The 16,869-nt window shown below is 70.7% G+C and carries 18 protein-coding genes and 1 pseudogene; 10 read left to right on the plus strand and 9 right to left on the minus strand.

Features of this window, described 5'->3' with window-relative positions; translation table 11 throughout:
* Nucleotides 1-73 precede the first annotated feature (73 nt).
* Nucleotides 74-679 carry a LysE family translocator gene (locus tag ACZ4TR_RS22780; protein WP_465288889.1) on the plus strand — a complete coding sequence of 202 codons (606 nt, stop codon included), beginning with the start codon at nt 74-76 and terminating at the stop codon, nt 677-679.
* On the opposite strand, the gene ACZ4TR_RS22785 is transcribed toward ACZ4TR_RS22780, so the two are convergent.
* From ACZ4TR_RS22785 to ACZ4TR_RS22800, 4 genes are read right to left on the minus strand one after another with little or no spacing between them, the layout of a single operon-like run.
* Nucleotides 676-1,563 carry an ABC transporter substrate-binding protein gene (locus ACZ4TR_RS22785; protein WP_465288890.1) on the minus strand — a complete coding sequence of 296 codons (888 nt, stop codon included), beginning with the start codon at nt 1,561-1,563 and terminating at the stop codon, nt 676-678. The genes ACZ4TR_RS22780 and ACZ4TR_RS22785 overlap by 4 nt on opposite strands.
* Nucleotides 1,560-2,252, minus strand: coding sequence for an ABC transporter permease (locus ACZ4TR_RS22790; protein ID WP_465288891.1), 693 nt, complete (start codon nt 2,250-2,252; stop codon nt 1,560-1,562). The genes ACZ4TR_RS22785 and ACZ4TR_RS22790 overlap by 4 nt, the downstream gene beginning before the upstream one ends.
* Nucleotides 2,249-2,932, minus strand: coding sequence for an ABC transporter permease (locus tag ACZ4TR_RS22795; protein WP_465288892.1), 684 nt, complete (start codon nt 2,930-2,932; stop codon nt 2,249-2,251). Before ACZ4TR_RS22795 ends, ACZ4TR_RS22790 begins: the two co-directional genes overlap by 4 nt.
* Nucleotides 2,929-4,014, minus strand: a complete 1,086-nt coding sequence (locus tag ACZ4TR_RS22800) for an ABC transporter ATP-binding protein (protein WP_465288893.1) — start codon at nt 4,012-4,014, stop codon at nt 2,929-2,931. The genes ACZ4TR_RS22795 and ACZ4TR_RS22800 overlap by 4 nt, the downstream gene beginning before the upstream one ends.
* Nucleotides 4,015-4,107: 93 nt before the next feature.
* Between ACZ4TR_RS22800 and ACZ4TR_RS22805 the strand changes: the two genes are divergently transcribed.
* Entirely contained in the window at nt 4,108-5,529 is a 1,422-nt protein-coding gene (locus ACZ4TR_RS22805; RefSeq protein ID WP_465288894.1) for a bis-aminopropyl spermidine synthase family protein, read from the plus strand.
* A 103-nt stretch (nt 5,530-5,632) separates the two neighbouring features.
* Here the strand turns inward: ACZ4TR_RS22805 and ACZ4TR_RS22810 are convergent, their stop codons facing one another.
* Entirely contained in the window at nt 5,633-6,814 is a 1,182-nt protein-coding gene (locus ACZ4TR_RS22810) for an NAD(P)-dependent malic enzyme (protein ID WP_465288895.1), read from the minus strand.
* Nucleotides 6,815-7,171: 357 nt separating this feature from the next.
* Between ACZ4TR_RS22810 and ACZ4TR_RS22815 the strand changes: the two genes are divergently transcribed.
* The 3 genes from ACZ4TR_RS22815 to ACZ4TR_RS22825 all read left to right on the plus strand — a co-directional run bounded on the left by ACZ4TR_RS22815 (nt 7,172) and on the right by ACZ4TR_RS22825 (nt 8,747).
* Nucleotides 7,172-7,777 carry a dTDP-4-dehydrorhamnose 3,5-epimerase family protein gene (locus tag ACZ4TR_RS22815; RefSeq protein ID WP_364523416.1) on the plus strand — a complete coding sequence of 202 codons (606 nt, stop codon included), beginning with the start codon at nt 7,172-7,174 and terminating at the stop codon, nt 7,775-7,777.
* 65 nt (nt 7,778-7,842) lie between these two features.
* Complete coding sequence (locus ACZ4TR_RS22820) at nt 7,843-8,316, plus strand: SRPBCC family protein (protein ID WP_465288896.1); 474 nt, start codon at nt 7,843-7,845, stop codon at nt 8,314-8,316.
* Entirely contained in the window at nt 8,313-8,747 is a 435-nt protein-coding gene (locus tag ACZ4TR_RS22825) for a MarR family winged helix-turn-helix transcriptional regulator (protein WP_465288897.1), read from the plus strand. Before ACZ4TR_RS22820 ends, ACZ4TR_RS22825 begins: the two co-directional genes overlap by 4 nt.
* Here ACZ4TR_RS22825 and ACZ4TR_RS22830 read toward each other — a convergent pair.
* A pseudogene (locus tag ACZ4TR_RS22830) lies at nt 8,737-10,346 on the minus strand (GMC oxidoreductase). The gene ACZ4TR_RS22825 and the pseudogene ACZ4TR_RS22830 overlap by 11 nt on opposite strands.
* Nucleotides 10,347-10,483: 137 nt before the next feature.
* Here ACZ4TR_RS22830 and ACZ4TR_RS22835 point away from each other — a divergent pair.
* Nucleotides 10,484-11,152 carry a hypothetical protein gene (locus ACZ4TR_RS22835; protein ID WP_465288898.1) on the plus strand — a complete coding sequence of 223 codons (669 nt, stop codon included), beginning with the start codon at nt 10,484-10,486 and terminating at the stop codon, nt 11,150-11,152.
* On the opposite strand, the gene ACZ4TR_RS22840 is transcribed toward ACZ4TR_RS22835, so the two are convergent.
* Nucleotides 11,149-11,622, minus strand: a complete 474-nt coding sequence (locus ACZ4TR_RS22840; protein WP_465288899.1) for a hotdog fold domain-containing protein — start codon at nt 11,620-11,622, stop codon at nt 11,149-11,151. The genes ACZ4TR_RS22835 and ACZ4TR_RS22840 overlap by 4 nt on opposite strands.
* Nucleotides 11,623-11,704: 82 nt before the next feature.
* On the opposite strand from ACZ4TR_RS22840, the gene ACZ4TR_RS22845 reads away from it, so the two are divergent.
* On the plus strand, nt 11,705-12,295 hold the full coding sequence (locus ACZ4TR_RS22845) for an acid phosphatase (protein ID WP_465288900.1): 591 nt from the start codon (nt 11,705-11,707) through the stop codon (nt 12,293-12,295).
* A 1-nt stretch (nt 12,296) separates the two neighbouring features.
* Nucleotides 12,297-12,779: a GNAT family N-acetyltransferase gene (locus ACZ4TR_RS22850; protein WP_465288901.1), complete on the plus strand. Its 483-nt coding sequence runs from the start codon at nt 12,297-12,299 to the stop codon at nt 12,777-12,779.
* A 1-nt stretch (nt 12,780) separates the two neighbouring features.
* On the opposite strand, the gene ACZ4TR_RS22855 is transcribed toward ACZ4TR_RS22850, so the two are convergent.
* Entirely contained in the window at nt 12,781-13,251 is a 471-nt protein-coding gene (locus tag ACZ4TR_RS22855) for a hypothetical protein (RefSeq protein ID WP_364529465.1), read from the minus strand.
* A gap of 326 nt (nt 13,252-13,577) precedes the next feature.
* Here ACZ4TR_RS22855 and ACZ4TR_RS22860 point away from each other — a divergent pair, with 326 nt between their 5' ends.
* Both ACZ4TR_RS22860 and ACZ4TR_RS22865 read left to right on the plus strand, forming a co-directional pair.
* On the plus strand, nt 13,578-14,504 hold the full coding sequence (locus tag ACZ4TR_RS22860) for a diacylglycerol/lipid kinase family protein (RefSeq protein WP_465288902.1): 927 nt from the start codon (nt 13,578-13,580) through the stop codon (nt 14,502-14,504).
* Between the two features lie 274 nt (nt 14,505-14,778).
* Nucleotides 14,779-15,033 carry a WhiB family transcriptional regulator gene (locus tag ACZ4TR_RS22865; protein ID WP_072481920.1) on the plus strand — a complete coding sequence of 85 codons (255 nt, stop codon included), beginning with the start codon at nt 14,779-14,781 and terminating at the stop codon, nt 15,031-15,033.
* Between the two features lie 315 nt (nt 15,034-15,348).
* Here the strand turns inward: ACZ4TR_RS22865 and ACZ4TR_RS22870 are convergent, their stop codons facing one another.
* Nucleotides 15,349-16,869, minus strand: coding sequence for a sensor histidine kinase (locus tag ACZ4TR_RS22870; protein WP_364529470.1), 1,521 nt, complete (start codon nt 16,867-16,869; stop codon nt 15,349-15,351).

Here is a 16,869-nt window from a genome sequence, read left to right on the forward strand (position 1 = left end):
TGATCCATCATGGCACCGGGCCGGAGGCCGAAAACAAGTTCGCCGGGCGCGGCCCGCGTGTCAGGATCGGCCCATGCCGGTCGATCCCCACCTCCTCCTGGCCTTCGTCCTCACCACCCTCGTCGCGATGGTGACCCCGGGCCCGGACATGCTGTTCATCCTCGGCTACGGCATGCGCGGCGGCCCGAAAGCCGGGCTGCTCGCCACCGCCGGGGTCGCCACCAGCGAGGCCATCCACGTCGTCGTGGCCGCGGCCGGGCTGGCCGCGCTCTTCGCCGCCGTGCCCGTCGCCTTCACCGTCGTCCGCATCGCCGGTGCGGCCTACCTCGTCCACCTCGGCGTGCAGGCCATCCGGAACCGGAAGCCGCTCGTGGAGAAACCGGCCGGCCGCGCCTACCTCAGCGGGCTGCTGACCAACCTGCTCAACCCGAAGATGGTCACCTTCACCATCGCCTTCCTGCCGCAGTTCGTCGATCCCGCGCGGGGGAACGTGTGGCTGCAGTTCGCGCTCCTCGGCGCGGTCATGATCGTGTTCGAGTTCCTCGTCGACGGCGCCGTCGGCGTCCTCGCCGGCCGGATCGGCGGGTGGGTGCGCCGGAAGAAGAACCAGCGCCGCATCGAAGTCGCCACCGGGGGCATCTTCATCGGCCTCGGCATCAAACTGGCGACCGACAGCTAGGACCTCAGGTTGTTGCGCGCCAGGAAGTCTTCGGCGATGTCGAGCGGGTTGCGCTTCTCCTCGGTGAACTCGACGTTCAGCCGGGTGAGCTGCTCGGTAGTCAGCGCCGCCGAGACGCGGTTGAGCGCGGCTACCTCCCCCGCCGACAACGTGCCCATCGCCACCAGCGGCACGATGTTCTGCGCCGGGAACATGTTCTTGTCGTCGACCAGCGGGACGAACCCGTTCGCCGCGATCGTCGACGACGTGCTGAACAGGTCCGCCACCTGGACGTCGCCCGACTTCAACGCCGCCACCGTCACCGGGCCGCCCGTGTCGGTCGTGCGGATCTCCTTGAACTCGCAGCCGTAGAGCGTCTTGATCTTGTCCTTCCAGCGGCTGCTCCACTGGCCCGGCCCGCCGAACACCAGCTCGCCGCAGCGCTTTCCCAGGTCGGAGAACGTCTTCACGCCCGACGAAGCCAGCTGCGCCCCGACGACCAGGAGGTCCTTGTCCTCGGCCGGCGCCTGGTCCAGGACCTCGAAACCCGCGGGGATCTTCTGGCGAAGCTGCGCGTAGACGTCCTGGGACGTCGTCGCGGACGTGTCCTTGTCGAAGTAGCGCAACAGGTTCCCGCTGTAGTCCGGCACCACCGACAGCGACTTGTCCTGCAGTGCCTTGACGACGACCTCGCGGCTGCCGACCGGCGGCCGCACGGTCACGTTCGTGGCGCCCGCGTTCTTCAGCGCGCCGGCGTAGATCTGGGCCAGCAGCAGGCTTTCGCCGACGTCGGACGCGCCGATGATGATGTCGCCGTTCGAACCGCCCTCGCCACCGCCCGCCAGGGGGTTGCCGCAGCCGGCCACCAGGACCAGTGCCGCAGCCAGCAGACCCAGCCGCTTCACGCCGTCACCTTCTTGCCGGTCGCCGCCGCGGTCGCGAGCCGGACACCCCGCGGCACCAGAGCCCGGTTCAGCAGCGCGAAAAGGAGGTCCAGAACGATGGCGAGCACCGTCGTCAGCAACGCGCCCGCGATGACTTCGGAATAGTCCAAAATGGCCAGTCCGTCGAGGAGGAACCGCCCCAGGCCACCGAGTCCGACGTACGCGGCCACCGCGGCGGTCGCCACCAGCTGCAGCACGGCGTTGCGGATGCCACCGAGCACGAGCGGCAGCGAGATCGGCACCTCGACCTTCCAGAGCCGCTGCCAGCCGGTCATCCCGATGCCCTGGGCGGCGTCGACGACGCCGTGGTCGGTCGCCTGCAGCCCGGCGTACGTGCCGGCCAGGACCGGCGGCACGGCCAGCACGACGAGCCCGATGATCGTCGAGGTAACGCTTTCGGTGAAGAGCAGGAACAAGAACGTCACGAGCCCCAGCGTCGGCAGCGCGCGGATCGCGTTGCCCGCGCTCACCAAGGCGACGCCGCCGCGTCCGGTGTGGCCGACGAACAGTCCTAACGGGACGGCGATGACGAGGGCGATCACCAGTGACAGCGCGACGTAGCCGAGGTGCTCCAGCAGCCGCTGCGGGACGCCGTCCGGGCCCGACCAGTGGGCCGGGTCGCCGAACCAGCGGAAGAGGTCGGCGATCATGCGACGGCCACCCCCGTGCGTCCGGCCCGTTCCCACGGCGTCAGGAGGTTCCGGATGCCCACCAGGACCAGGTCGACGACCAGCGCGAGCAGCAGTGTCAACACGATGCCCACGACGATCGGCGAGAAGTATTCGCGCTGGAAGCCGTCGGTGAAGAGCACCCCGAGGCCGCCGGTGCCGATCAGCGCGCCGACGCTGACCAGGCTGATGTTGCTGACCGACGCCACCCGCACGCCGGCCGCGAGGACCGGCACGGCCAGCGGCAGTTCGACGGCGAAGAACTTGCGCACCGGCTTGTACCCGACGGCGGTGGCCGCGGCGATCACGGACGGCGCCACGGCGTCGAGCGCGTCGAGCACCGGGCGGACCAGCAGCGCCGTGGTGTAGATCGTCAGCGCGACGACGACGTTGACGCTGTCGAGGATCTTCGACCCGATCAAGCCGGGGATGACGACGAACAGCGCCAGCGACGGGATCGTGTAGAGCAGGTTGGCCAGCACCGTCAGCACCCTCCGGGCGGGCCGCCGGCGATGGCCGAGCCAGCCCGCGGTGATCGCCAGGACGATGCCCAGGACCAGCGGGAGCAACGCCAGGTAGACGTGGTCACCCAGGTCGCCGAGGATTTCGACACGCGTGTTCGCGCTGCTCAGGTAGTGCCCGAGCTCGTCGAAGAAGCTCATGACGCCTGGGGCGTCGCCTCGATCACGTCCAGGACCTGTCTCGCGACCACGCCGCCGAGCACGCGATGGTCGTCGTCGACGACCACACCGAGACTGGCGGGCGAGGACAACGCGGCGTCGAGCGCGCCGCGGATCGGCGTTCCGCGGACCCACAGCGAGCCACCGGCGACGAGGTCGTCTTCGGACAGTGCTCCGTCCACTGTGGAATTCGGCCGCAGCCAGCCGCGCGGTTGCTTGTCCGCGTTGACACCCAGCCGCCAGCCGTCGCTCGCGGGCACCGTCGAGCCGATCTCGACCAGCTCGATCTCCTTCACCTCGACGCCCTCGGCGGAGAGGAAGGACAGGCCGCGGTAACCGCGGTCCCGGCCGACGAACGACGCGACGAAGTCGTCCACCGGGTGGCGCAGCACGTCGGCGGGGGTGCCGTACTGGGCGAGCTTGCCGCCGACGCGCATCACCGCGACCTTGTCGCCGAGCCGGACGGCCTCGTCGATGTCGTGCGTGACGAACACGATCGTCTTGCCCAGCTGCGACTGCAGCCGCAGCAGCTCGTTCTGCAGATCCTCGCGCACGATGGGGTCGACGGCGGAGAACGGCTCGTCCATCAGCAGCACCGGCGAGTCCGCGGCGAGCGCGCGGGCGACGCCGACGCGCTGCTGCTGGCCGCCCGAGAGCTGGGCCGGGTACCGCTTGCCGACCTCGACCGGCAGGCCGATGGTCTCGAGCAGCTCGGCGGCCCGCTTGCGCGCCTTCGCCTTGTCCCAGCCCGACAGCAGGGGCACGGTGGCGATGTTGTCCAGGACCGTCCTGTGTGGAAAGAGACCGGCGTGCTGGATGACGTAGCCGATGCCGCGGCGCAGCAGCGCCGGATCGCCCTCGGCGACGTCCTTGCCGTCCAGCAGCACCTGGCCGCCGGTCGGCTCGATCATCCGGTTGATCATCCGCAGCGACGTCGTCTTGCCGCAGCCGGACGGGCCGACGAACACGGTGATCGTGCCGTCCTCGACCGTCAGGTTCAGCTTGTCGACGGCGACCGTCCCATCGGGATACTGCTTGGTCACGTCGCGGAATTCGATCGTCACTTGCCCACTCCCCATGTCCGGTCCCGTCGACCGTAGCCGAGTCGGCGGTGCTTGGCACGGTGTTCCGACAGGTGGTGGCTAGGCTCAGAGCCCGTGAACGCACTCGACGACGTCCTCGCCAAGCACGGCGTCGGCGTCCGCCCGCTGTACCGCGTCATCGACCTGCTGCGGACCGGTGACCACGACCTCGGCGAGCTGGTGCGGCTGAGCACGGCGCCCCGGCGCAGCGTCGAGGACGTCCTCGCGGCGCTGGGCGACGACCTCGACCGCAGCGGCGACCGGCTGCGGATCTCCCCCGGCGTGGCCGCGTCGTACCTGCGGTACAGCGCGCCGCGCTACGCCGACCCGCTCGACGAAGCCGTCGCGACGCACGAGCTGCTGCCGAAGGTCGCCGAGTGGGTCGCGGAGGTGCCGCCGCCGCTGGCCGCGCTCGACCACGTGCAGGCCACGCCGGAGACGGTGCTGCGCCGCGCGCTGTGGCTGGACGCGCGCTACGACCTCGCGTCGGCGCGGCTGCTGTTCCTCGGCGACCACGACCTGACGTCGCTGGCGGTGCACGCGGTCTGCCCGACGGCGTCGCTGACGGTCGTCGACCTCGACGAGCGCGTGCTCGCCTACCTCGACGACCGTGGCGGGCGCGAGATCGGCACCGCTCACGCGGACCTGCGCATCGGCCTGCCTCCGGCCCTCGGCGGTGGCTTCGACCTGGTGTTCAGCGATCCGCCGTACACGCCCGAGGGCATGGGCCTGTTCGCGACGCGCGGGGTGCAGGCGCTGCGGGAGCCGGCCGAGGGACGGCTCCTGTTCGCGTACGGCTACAGCCCGCGGCACCCGGCGCTGGGCGCGCAGGTGCAGCGGTCGCTGGCCACGCTCGGGCTGACGTTCGAGGCGATCCTGCCGGACTTCAACCGCTACTTCGGGGCGCAGGCGATCGGCAGCGCGGCGGACCTGTACGTCTGCCAGCCGACGGCGAAGGCCAAGAAGATGCGCGGCGGCAAGGGGAAGTCCGCGATCTACACGCACGGGCCGCAGTCGGTCGAGGCGACCGGGACGAAGCCGGCGCTGCTGGAGCAGCTGAAGGAGATCGCCGTCTCCGGCGGGCTTTCGCCGGAGACCCGGCCGGTGGACTGGTCGATCTCGGGACCCGAGGGCGACGCCGTCGCGATGGACCTCACGGCCGACCCGGGACCGTGGCTGCTGCGCACCCTGCTGGGCACGAATGCCCGGCGCCTGGCGCTGCTGGTGCCGAACGCGCACCCGGACCTGGCGGACGAGCGGTCCCAGACGGCTCTCTCGGAGCTGATCCGGGGCAAGTACACCCTGCGGTACCTGCGCAGCATGCCGGACAACCGGCACGCGGTGGTGGTCGCGGACGCGGTGGAGCAGCAGGACGAGGTGCTCACGCGGGCCCACGCCCGCCTGGCGAACGTCTCCCTGGACGTCCCCGAGGACCTGACGGACCTGCGCCTGGTCGACGTCCCCCGCCACCGCCTCCCCGGCCTGCTCGGCCTCTGAACGCGCCGAAAGCCGCACTTTCGTAGGGAAAGTGCGGCTTTGAAACGCAAAGTGGCGGCACTTTCACGGGGAAAGTGCCGCCACGCGTTCGCGGGTGCGAACGTCAGGCCGTGACGCCGTCCGCTTCCGCGGCCTTCGCGACCGCGGCCGCGACCTCGGGGGCGACGCGCGGGTCGAGCGGGCTCGGGACGATGCGGTCCGGGCCCAGGTCGTCCATCGCCACCGACACGATCGCCTCGGCGGCCGCCAGCTTCATGTTCTCCGTGATCGCCCGCGCGCCGGAGTCCAGCGCGCCGCGGAAGACGCCCGGGAACGCCAGCACGTTGTTGATCTGGTTCGGGAAGTCGCTGCGCCCGGTGGCCACGATCGACGCGTACCGCGCCGCCACCTCCGGGTGCACCTCCGGGTCCGGGTTGGACAGTGCGAACACGATGCCGCCGCCCGCCATCCGGCCGAGCAGCGTCTCGTCGATCGTCGCGCCGGACAGGCCGAGGAACACGTCGGCGCCTTCGAGGGCCTCCGCCAGCCCGCCCTGGAGACCGGCCTTGTTCGTCGTCGCGGCCAGGTGCGTCTTGATCGGGTTCAGGCCGTCGCGGCCGGGGTGGATGATGCCGCGCGAGTCGAGGACGGTGACGTCGCCGATGCCGGCCTCCTGCAGGATCCGCGCGCACGCGACCCCCGCCGCGCCGGCGCCGGAGACGACCACGCGCTGGTCGGCGATCGCCCGGTCGAGGACCAGGTTGGCGCCGCGCAGGGCGGCCAGCGTGACGATCGCCGTGCCGTGCTGGTCGTCGTGCATGACCGGGCAGTCGAGCGCCTGCTTGAGCTTGTCCTCCAGCTCGAAGCACCGCGGCGCGGAGACGTCCTCCAGGTTGACGGCCCCGTAGGACGGCCGCAGCCGCACCAGCGTCTCGACGATCTCGTCGACGTCGGTGGTGTCGAGCACCAGCGGGATCGAGTCGAGCCCGCCGAAGGTCTTGAACAGGACCGACTTGCCCTCCATGACCGGCAGCGACGCGCTCGCGCCGATGTCGCCGAGGCCCAGCACCGCCGTCCCGTCACTCACCACGACGACGAGCCGGTCCGCCCACGTGTACCGCTTGGCCTTGGCGGCGTCCTCGGCGATCGCGCGGCTCACCTTCGCCACACCCGGGGTGTACGCGATCGAAAGGTCACGCGGGCTGGAAATCGGGCGGGTGGCCGCCACCGAGAGCTTGCCGCCCTCGTGCCCGGTGAAGATCTCTTCGTCGGTGACCGGCGCCGGTGCGCCGGTGGGGTCGGTCATGGGGATTCCTGTCGTCGTTTCCGTCATTCCTCCAGTGGGAATGACGGAACTCGCGGATCGGACTTGGGTCACTGGAATTTCTCCTGGGCATGCAGGCTGGGATCACGGTCTGCAGGGGAAACCGTGAAGGATCCCGGCACGGCAGCCCAGCGCGGTAGCGCCGGCCTGTCGGCGAGGCGTCACGTCGGCCATCGGTGCCGTGGGTCTGGCGATGGCCGCGGACGCGGCGGTCCAATCATTGTGACAGGTCTTGTCCGGGAGGTGACCCCTCGGTGCGGTTGACGTCACACAACCCCTGATTCCCGGCAATTGCCAAGACGTCCGTTCGGTTTTTTAACCGCCCGATATGGTGACGCCATGGAATTCCGCCGGCTGAGCGTCCCGGACGCCTTCGAGTTCTCCCCCCGGGCGTTCCCCGACGAGCGGGGCCTGTTCGTCGCCCCCTTCCAGGAGGAGGCCCTGCGGGAAGCGGTCGGGCACCCCCTGCGCCTGGCCCAGGCGAACCACAGCGTGTCCCGCCGCGGCGCGATCCGCGGCATCCACTTCGCCGACACGCCTCCCGGCCAGGCGAAGTACATCTACTGCGCCCGCGGCTCGCTGCTCGACGTCGTCGTGGACATCCGCGTCGGCTCGCCGAGCTTCGGCACCTGGGACGCCGTCCGGCTCGACGCGGACCGGTTCAACGCCGCCTACCTCGCCGAGGGCCTCGGGCACGGCTTCATCGCCCTCGAGGACGACACCGTGATGGCCTACCTGTGCTCCGAGCCGTACAACCCGACGGGCGAGCACGGCATCACCCCGCTCGACCCGGCGCTGGGCCTGCCCTGGCCGGCGGACATCGAGCCGATCCTGTCCGACAAGGACCGCACCGCCCCCACGCTGGCCGAAGCCCGGGAGCAGGGGCTGCTGCCGTCCTACCAGGACTGCGTCGCCTACTACGACAAGCTGCGCTCGGCGCACTGAGCACCGCACCACCGGGTCCGCGTGACCCCTTGCCCATTTAGTAAGCGTGCATATAGTCTGCCCGCATGGCACTTTACGAGTACGAGCACAGCGAGACGTCCACCGCTCCCGCCGACGCGATCTGGCCGCTCTGGGCCGACACCGCCCGCTGGCCCGAGTGGGACGCGGGCGTCCGCTCGGTGGTCCTCGAAGGCCCCTTCGCCGTCGGGACCGCCGGGACCATGACGATGGACGGGATGCCGCCGATCCCGTTCACCGTGACCGAGGTCACCGAGGGCCGGAGCTTCACCGACGAGACCCGGCTGCCCGACGCCCACCTGCGGTTCGAGCACGTCCTGACCGACGTCGAGGGCGGCACGCGCATCACCTACCGCGTCACCGTCGACGGATCCGAGGGCTTCGGCCCGCAGGTCACGTCGGACACCCCGGACGCCATGCGCGCGCTGGCCAGGCTGGCTGAGGCTGCGACATCCGGGGATTCGCCCCGGGCCGGGGGCTCCGCCACCCGGAACCCCCGAAGGGCAGGAGCGCCAGTATGACCGCCCCGGAGTCCCGCCTGCCCGGCCCCGAGCGCAGCCCCGGCTTCCTGCTGTGGCGCGTGACGCTGGCCTGGCAGCGGGCGATGCGGGCCGCGCTGTCGCCGCACGACCTCACGCACGTCCAGTTCGTGCTGCTGACCACGACGTGGTGGCTCTCCCGCTCGGGCGAACCCCCGACCCAGCGGCAGCTGGCCGAGCGAGCCGGCACCGACACGATGATGACCAGCCAGGTCGTCCGCAAGCTCGCCGGACGCGGGCTGCTCGCCCGCGCCGACGACCCGGCCGACGCCCGCGCCAAGCGCCTGGAAGTCACCCAGGCCGGCCTGGACCTGGTCGCGAAGGCCCTGAAGGACGTCGAAGCCGCCGACGCGTCGTTCTTCGAAGCCGCCGACGACGGCTTCGTCGATTCGCTGGCGAAGCTCAGCCCCTGAGGTCTTCGGCGAGGACGCGCTCGATGTTGCGTTCGGCCAGCGCGGTGATCGTCACGAACGGGTTGACGCCGGTGCTGCCCGGGATGAGCGAGCCGTCGGTGACGTAGAGGTTCCGGTAGCCCTTCACGCGGCCGTAGTCGTCGGTCGCCTCGCCGAGCACCAGCCCGCCCAGCGGGTGGTAGGTGAAGCGGTTCTCGAAGGTGCGCGTGTCGCCGAACAGGTCGTAGCGGTAGATCGTCCGGTTCGCCCGGTTGATCCGGTCGAACAGGGCCTTCGCGGCATCGATCGACGGCTGTCCTTGCGACGCCGTCCAGTGCAGCTTCGCCGAGTCGCTCGCCGCGTCGTAGGTGAAGTGCCCGCGTTCGGGGTTCTTCGTGATCGCCAGGTAGAGGCTGACCCACGTCTCGATGCCGGCGGGCACCGGCGCGATCTCGGCGAACACCGGGTGCACCGGGTCGGCCCGGTTGTCGATGCCGAGCGCGGGCATGCCGGACTGCAGGCCGCCGGTGGTGTCCCAGACGTGGTTGGCGCGCCCGCACATGACGTTGCCGTTGGTGCCCCAGCCCTGCCCGACGGCCGCGCCCAGGCCGGGGAGCCGCCCGGTGTCGCGGGCGCGCACCAGCAGCTCCGTCGAACCGAGGCTGCCCGCGCCGAGGAACAGGTACTTCGTGCTCACGTGCCGGGTGCCCAGGACGGTGCCGTGCTCGTCGATCTCGCGGACGACCAGCGTGTACGTCCCGTCGGGTTGCCGGAGGATCTCCCGGACTTCGCGCAGCGTCTCGATGGTCACGTTGCCCGTGCCGAGCGCGGCGGCCAGGTAGGACTTGTCGAGCGAGCGCTTCCCGTGGTTGTTGCCGTAGATGACCTCGGACGCGTCCGCCGAGCGCGGGACCTCGCCCGCTTCCTCGCGCCGCAGGTAGTCCAGGTCGTACACGCTGGGGACGAACACCGTGCCGAACCCGGCCTTGCGCGCGGCCTTCCGCGAGACGCGGGCGTACTGGTACGACCGGCACGTCTCGAACCAGTCCGGGTCGACGACGTTGACGCCCAGGGCCGCGTTCGCCCGCGGGAAGTACTTGCCGTACATCTCGCCGGCGTCGACCCGCGGCAGGATCTCCTCGAAGTACGACCGTTCCGGCGTCACCGCCATCGCGCCGTTGACCAGGGACCCGCCGCCGACGCCGCGGCCGAGGTACACCGCCATGTCGCCGAAGCTCACCCGGTCGAGCACGCCGGCGTGGCGCCCGATGTCGCGGTTGGCCAGGTCGAGCCAGAGGAACGACGCGAGCGGCGCCTCGGTGCGGTCCTTGAACCACATCGCCCGCTCGTCGGCTTCAGCATCGAGCAGAAGACCTCGCCGTCCGCGCCCGGCTCGGTCCACAGCTTGCCCATCTCGAGCATCAGCGTGGGGATCCCGGCCTCGCCGAGCCGCAACGCCGTGACGGCGGCGCCGTAGCCGGTGCCGATGACCACCGCCGGCGAGTGGTCCGGGAGCGGCGACGCGGCCGCGGGCCGCGTCGAGACCGTGGTCAGCCCGAGGGCAGCGGCGGAGTTCAGGGCGGCGAGGCCGAGGAACCGGCGGCGGGAAAACGCAGACATGGTCCCGAGCATGCCCCAGTTGAGTAAACGGCGTTAACTAGTCAGAACGTGTTTCACCCGGTCGAGTGAAATCTCCGGTCCTCCCCTGGGGGCGATCCCGGATGTCCGGGCCGCGCGGGACGAGCAGGCTCACGGCCATGAAACTTCTCGCACTGGGGGCGGCCGCGGTCGCCGTCGCCGCACTGGGGGTCCTGCCCGGGACGGCGTCCGCCGACGAGCTCCCGACGTTCGACTTCACGGACTGCCCGGCACCGCCCGCGAACGCCGACCCGGGCACCTGGCGCTGCGAGGCCTTTGTCTCGCAAGGAAAACTGACCATCCACGACCGGGAGATCCTGCTGGGGGAACTGCGCATGACGTTCAGCGAGGGCCGGGTGAACGGCCAGTACGCGCAGGTGTTCGGCGCCATGCGGCACGCGCCGGCACCGCTGCCGGGCGTTCCCGGCGCGACGATCCAGGTGCGCTACGGCGGTCATTCGGACTTCCAGAGCAACGACGAACGCCGCGGCGAGGTCGACCTCTACGCCGTCGTCCAGCACCCGTTGCTGCGCAAGGACTGCAGCATCGGCGCCCTCGCCGCCCCGCTGCACACCGTCGTCCACGACGACCCGGCGGTGCCGCCGCGGATCATCTCGAACGACCCGAGGATCGCGTACTTCGGCGTCGTCGACCCGAACCTCGCCCTGCCCGCGACCACCGGCTGCGGCACCCTCGGCAAGCTCGTCGACCTCCGGCTGGGCCTGCCGTCGGCGGCCGGCGAGAACGCGTTCCACCAGACGACGTACGTGCAGTACAAGCCGCTCTAACGCTTCTTCGGCGTCACCCAGATCGTGATCGTCCCGGTGACCACCGGCTTTCCGCTCTTGTCCGAAATGGTCACCGGGACGTCGAGCTCGACACCTTCGTCGCCGAATTCCGGCAGCTCCGGCAACGACGCGACCGCGCGCAGGCCCGTCTCGGCCTTCGCGACGTACTGGACGCTCATGCCCTTCGGCAGCCACCGGTGCGTCGCGGGGACCGTCGCCTCCGCGAGCATGCCCATCGCGATCTCGGCGAGGTTGCAGGCGGCGATCGCGTGGAACGTGTGGATGTGGTTGTAGACACCCCACCACTTCGGCGCGGTGACTTCGCAGTGGCCCGGGCGCAGCTCGCGCACCGACGGCAGCACCGTGCGGAAGTACGGCACGCGCAGGCACATCGCGGCGCTGAACAGCTGTTTCCCGCCCGGCTTGGCGGCCAGCTTGTGCCACAGCGCGAACGTCGGCGTGTCGGGCATGAAGTCTCCTCGAGCTAAGCTACTGCTCAGTAGCCAACCAGACGCCCGGCCGCCGCGCAAACCGCCGGATATATTCGCCCCTGTGGCGAACCGTCTCTTCCTCCTCCGGCACGGCCAGACCGAATGGTCGGTGAACGGGCGGCACACCGGCCGCACCGACATCCCGCTGACGCCGGCCGGTGAAGGCCAGGCGCTGGCCGCGGGCGGCACGCTGCGAAGCCTGGTCGGCGGGCCGTCGCTCGTGCTCTCGAGCCCGCGCACCCGCGCGCTGCGGACCGCCGCGCTGGCCGGCCTGCGCGTCGACGAGGTCACCGAGGACCTCTCCGAGTGGGACTACGGCGAGTACGAAGGCGTCACCACGCCGAAGATCCGCGAGACCGTGCCGGGCTGGACGGTCTGGACCCACCCGATCCCCGGCGGCGAAAGCGCTTCGGAGGTCTCCGACCGTGCGGACCGCGTGCTGGCGCGCGCCCGCGGCGACATCGAGGCCGGCGACGTGATCCTGGTCGGGCACGGGCACTTCAGCCGCGTGCTGGTGGCCCGCTGGCTCGGCCTGCCCGCGACGTCCGGCGTCCACTTCGGACTGGACGCGGCCGGCATCGCGGTGCTCGGCGACGAGCGTGGCGAACCCCAGATCGAACACCTCAACCTGCCGCCCGCCCTGGAGGACTGACGTGCCCGACGACCGCATCCGCCGGATCCGGCCCGGCGACGTCGAGGCCGCCGTCAAGCTGGCCTACGACCTGGCCGAGTACGAGCGCGCGCCCGGCGAGTGCCACCTGACGGTGCCGCAGCTTCGCGAGGCGTTGTTCGGCGAGGCACCCAAGCTGTTCGGGCACGTGGCCGAAGTGGACGGCGAGGTCGTCGGCTTCGCGGTCTGGTTCCTCAACTTCTCGACGTGGCGCGGCGTGCACGGGATCTACCTGGAGGACCTGTTCGTCCTGCCCGCCCACCGCGGGTCCGGCCTGGGCAAGGCCCTGCTGGCGGCGCTGGCGGCCGAGTGCGTCGCGAACGGCTACGGCCGGCTCGAGTGGTCGGTCCTGGACTGGAACCCGGCGACGGAGTTCTACAAGGCGCTCGGCGCGGTCCCGATGGACGAGTGGACGGTCAACCGCCTGACGGACGAGCCCCTGCGGGCCCTGGCCGCCCAGGCGTGACTCAGTCCTCTTCGTGACCCTCGCGCTCGGCGCGGCGGCCGGCCAGGCCGCCGCGCTCGGCGGCTTCCGTCTCCGTCTCGCCTTCGCGCAGGCCCAGCGCCCAGGCCCGGGACGGCCGCCGGAACAGCAGGACCAGCGCCGCGATGCCGAGCAGTGCGATCGGCACGCCCCACACCGGCTCGCCGGACGGCCCGAGCAGGTACCAGCCGAGGCCGACCACGATCAGCGCGATCACCACCCCGGGCGAACGCGCCCACGTCTGGCCGAGGACGAGCCCGGCCGACGCGGCCAGGAACGCCAGCGCCACCACGATGAACGTGCCGGACTCGACGTAGATGTTGTTGCCCGGCTGCGCGGGCGAACCCAGGCCGTGCACCAGCACCACCACCCCGAACACCAGCAGGGCGAGCGACGGCACCGCGGTGACCACGCCGGCCAGCCGGACCTCACGGGGAGCGGGCGAGAACTTCACTGCGGGGCCTTCCGGAGGGACTTGCTTTGCGGGAGCACAGTGGACTCGACCAGGGCGAGTCACCGTGCGTGAGCTGATTCGATCGTATGCCACCCGGTCGGCCGTTTTCGCGGGACCGCCCGGGCGCTGAGAATTCAGGTGTCGTCGATGAGCGGGCGGTCGGCCCGGGTGCACTTGTCACGGCGAGCGGACACTCGTCACGCGAAGGAGGGCCGCCCGGCACAGGGTCAGAGGTGCTGTTCGAAGCGTCGTCGCGACCGGTGCTTCCGGTCACCTTGCGCCGTCGAGAGGTTCTCGCGGCGGTGGGCGTCACCTACCCTGCGGTGGTGCGCGCAATCCTCGTCGTGAACCCCCAGGCCACCTCGACCACCGCCGGTGGCCGGGACGTCCTGGCGCACGCGCTCGCCAGCCAGGTCAAGCTCGACGTGGTCGAAACCGACTACCGCGGGCACGCCATGGCGGTCGCGCGCTCGGCCGCGCGGGACGGGATCGACCTGGTCGTGGCGCACGGCGGCGACGGCACGGTCAACGAGGTCGTCAATGGCCTGCTGGCCGACGCCGACGGCGATCCCTCGCAAATCGGGCGAGTGCCCGCCCTGGGCGTCGTGCCCGGCGGTTCGGCCAACGTGTTCGCGCGCGCCCTCGGCATCTCCGCGGATCCCGTCGAGGCCACCCACCAGCTGCTCAACGCGCTGGAGAACGACCGCTCGCGCCGCGTGGGGCTCGGCCTGGCCGACGGGCACTGGTTCACCTTCAACTCCGGGCTCGGCTGGGACGCCGACGTCGTCGGCCGGGTCGCGAAGCGCCGCGGCAAGCAGACGACGGCGGGCCTCTACCTCCGGGCCGCCGTCCGGTCCTACTTCCGGCCGCCCCAGGGCCGGCCGGCCCTGACCATCCGCGTCCCGGGCGAGGAACCGACCGAAGCGCTGACCGCTTTCGTGTCGAACACCGATCCGTGGAGCTACCTGGGCGAGCGTCCCATCCACCTCAACCCGGGTTGCTCGTTCGAGACGGGATTGGGTTTGTTCGCGTTGAACGGTCTGGGGTTGCCCACGGTGTTCAAGCATGTACGCCGCGCTTTGGCTACGAAGAGCAACCAAAAGGGAAAACGTCTCGTGCGTCACGACGACGTGCCGATGATCCGCATCGACGCAGCTGAACCGGTAAACTTCCAGGTGGACGGCGACCTCGTCGGCCAGCGGACCAGAGTGGAATTCTTCAGTGTCCCGAACGCACTCACAGTGATCGCGTGACGACGGGACCGCTGATCGCCTGCGGCAAAGTGCAAGCTGCCGTTCGGCGACGCAGAAGCTCCGCTCAGCGCATCAGCCTTCCCTTCGGGCGGCTGTTCCGGAGAGAAACCGCAGGTCAGAGGGGTCGCTCGGCCGGGTGACCTGACTCACCGATCTTCCGGAAACCCTTGTCGAAAGCAGTGCTTCGTGAAAGCATTCACAAGCACCCAAGAACACGACCGCCATTGACGACTGTGGCGCGGCCCTCCCGCGCCATATGAAGGAGCTCACGAACATGGACTGGCGCCACGATGCGGCCTGCCGAGACGAGGACCCCGAGCTGTTCTTCCCGGTGGGAACCAGCGGTCCTGCTCTGTCGCAGGTAGCTCAGGCGAAGGCCGTGTGCCACCGCTGCACCGTCGCTTCCGACTGCTTGGCCTGGGCTTTGGCCAGTGGTCAGGATGCCGGCGTGTGGGGCGGCATGAGCGAGGACGAGCGACGCGCGCTCAAGCGCCGCCGTACGCACATCGGCACGCGTACCAACGCCTGATATTCAGTTAGCTACACAGCATCAAGCTACACCCGAGCCAAGCAGGTAATTCGCCCGGGCTGACACTGTTGTGTCCAGGCCGTCTGGGGTGATACCTACCCGGTTCGAGCTTAACAAGCGAGGCGAAACCACCCGGCGACGGGTGCGCTGAAACCTCACCAGGACTTCAAGTCCTCACGCGAACGTTGAACGGCCCGGCACACAGCTCCACGTGCCGGGCCTTCACCGTGTCCGGGCTGTCCCGCCGCGATCCGCACCCGATCACGCCCACCGGAACGGAAATGCCCGGCGGTGCTCGAGTCCAAACGCGACTGTCTACAAGCGCCTCGAAAGAGGGATGCGCAGCGCGGCTTCGGTTCCCGTCACCCGCGTCGACGACTCCTCGACGCGGACCTTGCGCAGCGACAGCGAGCCCCGAAGCTCGGACTCCACCAGCGTCCGCACGATCTGCAGGCCCAGGCCGTCCGAACGCTCCAGCGAAAACCCCGCCGGCAGCCCGCGCCCGTTGTCGCGGATGACGACGTCCAGCCAGCGGGCCGAGCGCTCGACGATCAGCTCGACCTTGCCCGACCGGCCCGCCGGGAACGCGTGCTCGATGGCGTTCTGCACCAGCTCGGCCAGCACCATCACCAGCGGCGTCGCGATCTCCGCGACCACCACCCCGAACGAGCCCGTGCGCTTCATCCCGACCTGCGACTCCGCGGTGGCGACCTCGCCGACCATCGGCAGCACGTTGTCGAGCAGCTTGTCGAGGTCGACGCGCTCGTCCACCGAGATGGACAGCGCCTCGTGCACCAGCGCGATCGACGTCACCCGGCGCACGGACTCGGCGAGTGCGAGCCGCGCCTCCTCCGACGACGTCCGGCGGGACTGCAGGCGCAGCAGCGCGGCCACCGTCTGCAGGTTGTTCTTCACGCGGTGGTGGATCTCGCGGATCGTCGCGTCCTTCGAGAGCAGCGCGCGGTCGCGGCGCTTGACCTCGGTGACGTCGCGCACCAGCACCAGCGCGCCCGCCGCCTGCCCGGCCGGGCGCAGCGGCAGCGCGCGGAACAGCACCACCGCGCCGCGTCGCGAATCGGCTTCCGTGCGGCTCGACGGCTTCCCGTCGAGGGCCTCGATGATCCGGTGCGACACCTCGGTCGCGTCGAACGGGTCGCGGATCAGCGAGCGAGTCAGCGGCGCCAGCCGCGTGCCGACCAGGTCGGACTCGTGCCCCATCCGGTGGTAGGCGGACAGGCCGTTCGGGCTGGCGAACACGACGGTGCCGCTCGAATCGAGCCGGATCAGCCCGTCCCCCACCCGCGGCGACGTGTGCGTGTCGGTCGCGTTGGTACCGCTCGGCGGGAACGTGCCGTCGACGATCATCTGGCACAGGTCGCCGGCGCTGCCCAGGTACGCGATCTCCAGCGGCGAAGGAACGCGCGGCGCGGCCAGGTTCGTCTCGCGGCTCATCACGGCGATGACGTCGCCGTGGAACCGCACCGGGATCGCCTCGCGCCGCATCGGCAGGTCGCGGTACCAGTGCGGATCCTCCTCGCGGCAGATCCGCGCCTCGCGCATGGCCTTCGCCAGCTGCGGGTGCTCCTCCACCGTGAACCGCGTGCCGACGACGTCCTCGGGGTGCGCGGTGGGCGCCGTCGTCGGGCGCGCGTGCGCGACGCAGACGAAGTCGCCGCCGTCCGGCTGCAGTTCCTCGGTCACCGGGACCCAGAGCAGGAAGTCGGCGAAGGACAGGTCGGCCAGCAGCTGCCACTCCGCGACGACGGTCTGCAGGTGGTCCGCGGCCTCCCCGGGGAGGCCGGTGTTGTCGGCGAGCAGTTCGGCGAGCGTGGACAC

The sequence above is a fragment of the Amycolatopsis sp. NPDC028719 genome (assembly GCF_055565395.1).

Coding starts and splice junctions, on each gene's coding strand:
- ACZ4TR_RS22840 (WP_465288899.1), bottom strand. CDS start 11,622: ATGCCCGACACGCCGACGTTCGCGCTGTGGCACAAGCTGGCCGCCAAG.
- ACZ4TR_RS22795 (WP_465288892.1), bottom strand. CDS start 2,932: ATGAGCTTCTTCGACGAGCTCGGGCACTACCTGAGCAGCGCGAACACG.
- ACZ4TR_RS22835 (WP_465288898.1), top strand. CDS start 10,484: ATGAAACTTCTCGCACTGGGGGCGGCCGCGGTCGCCGTCGCCGCACTG.
- ACZ4TR_RS22825 (WP_465288897.1), top strand. CDS start 8,313: ATGACCGCCCCGGAGTCCCGCCTGCCCGGCCCCGAGCGCAGCCCCGGC.
- ACZ4TR_RS22820 (WP_465288896.1), top strand. CDS start 7,843: ATGGCACTTTACGAGTACGAGCACAGCGAGACGTCCACCGCTCCCGCC.
- ACZ4TR_RS22780 (WP_465288889.1), top strand. CDS start 74: ATGCCGGTCGATCCCCACCTCCTCCTGGCCTTCGTCCTCACCACCCTC.
- ACZ4TR_RS22810 (WP_465288895.1), bottom strand. CDS start 6,814: ATGACCGACCCCACCGGCGCACCGGCGCCGGTCACCGACGAAGAGATC.
- ACZ4TR_RS22815 (WP_364523416.1), top strand. CDS start 7,172: ATGGAATTCCGCCGGCTGAGCGTCCCGGACGCCTTCGAGTTCTCCCCC.
- ACZ4TR_RS22865 (WP_072481920.1), top strand. CDS start 14,779: ATGGACTGGCGCCACGATGCGGCCTGCCGAGACGAGGACCCCGAGCTG.
- ACZ4TR_RS22790 (WP_465288891.1), bottom strand. CDS start 2,252: ATGATCGCCGACCTCTTCCGCTGGTTCGGCGACCCGGCCCACTGGTCG.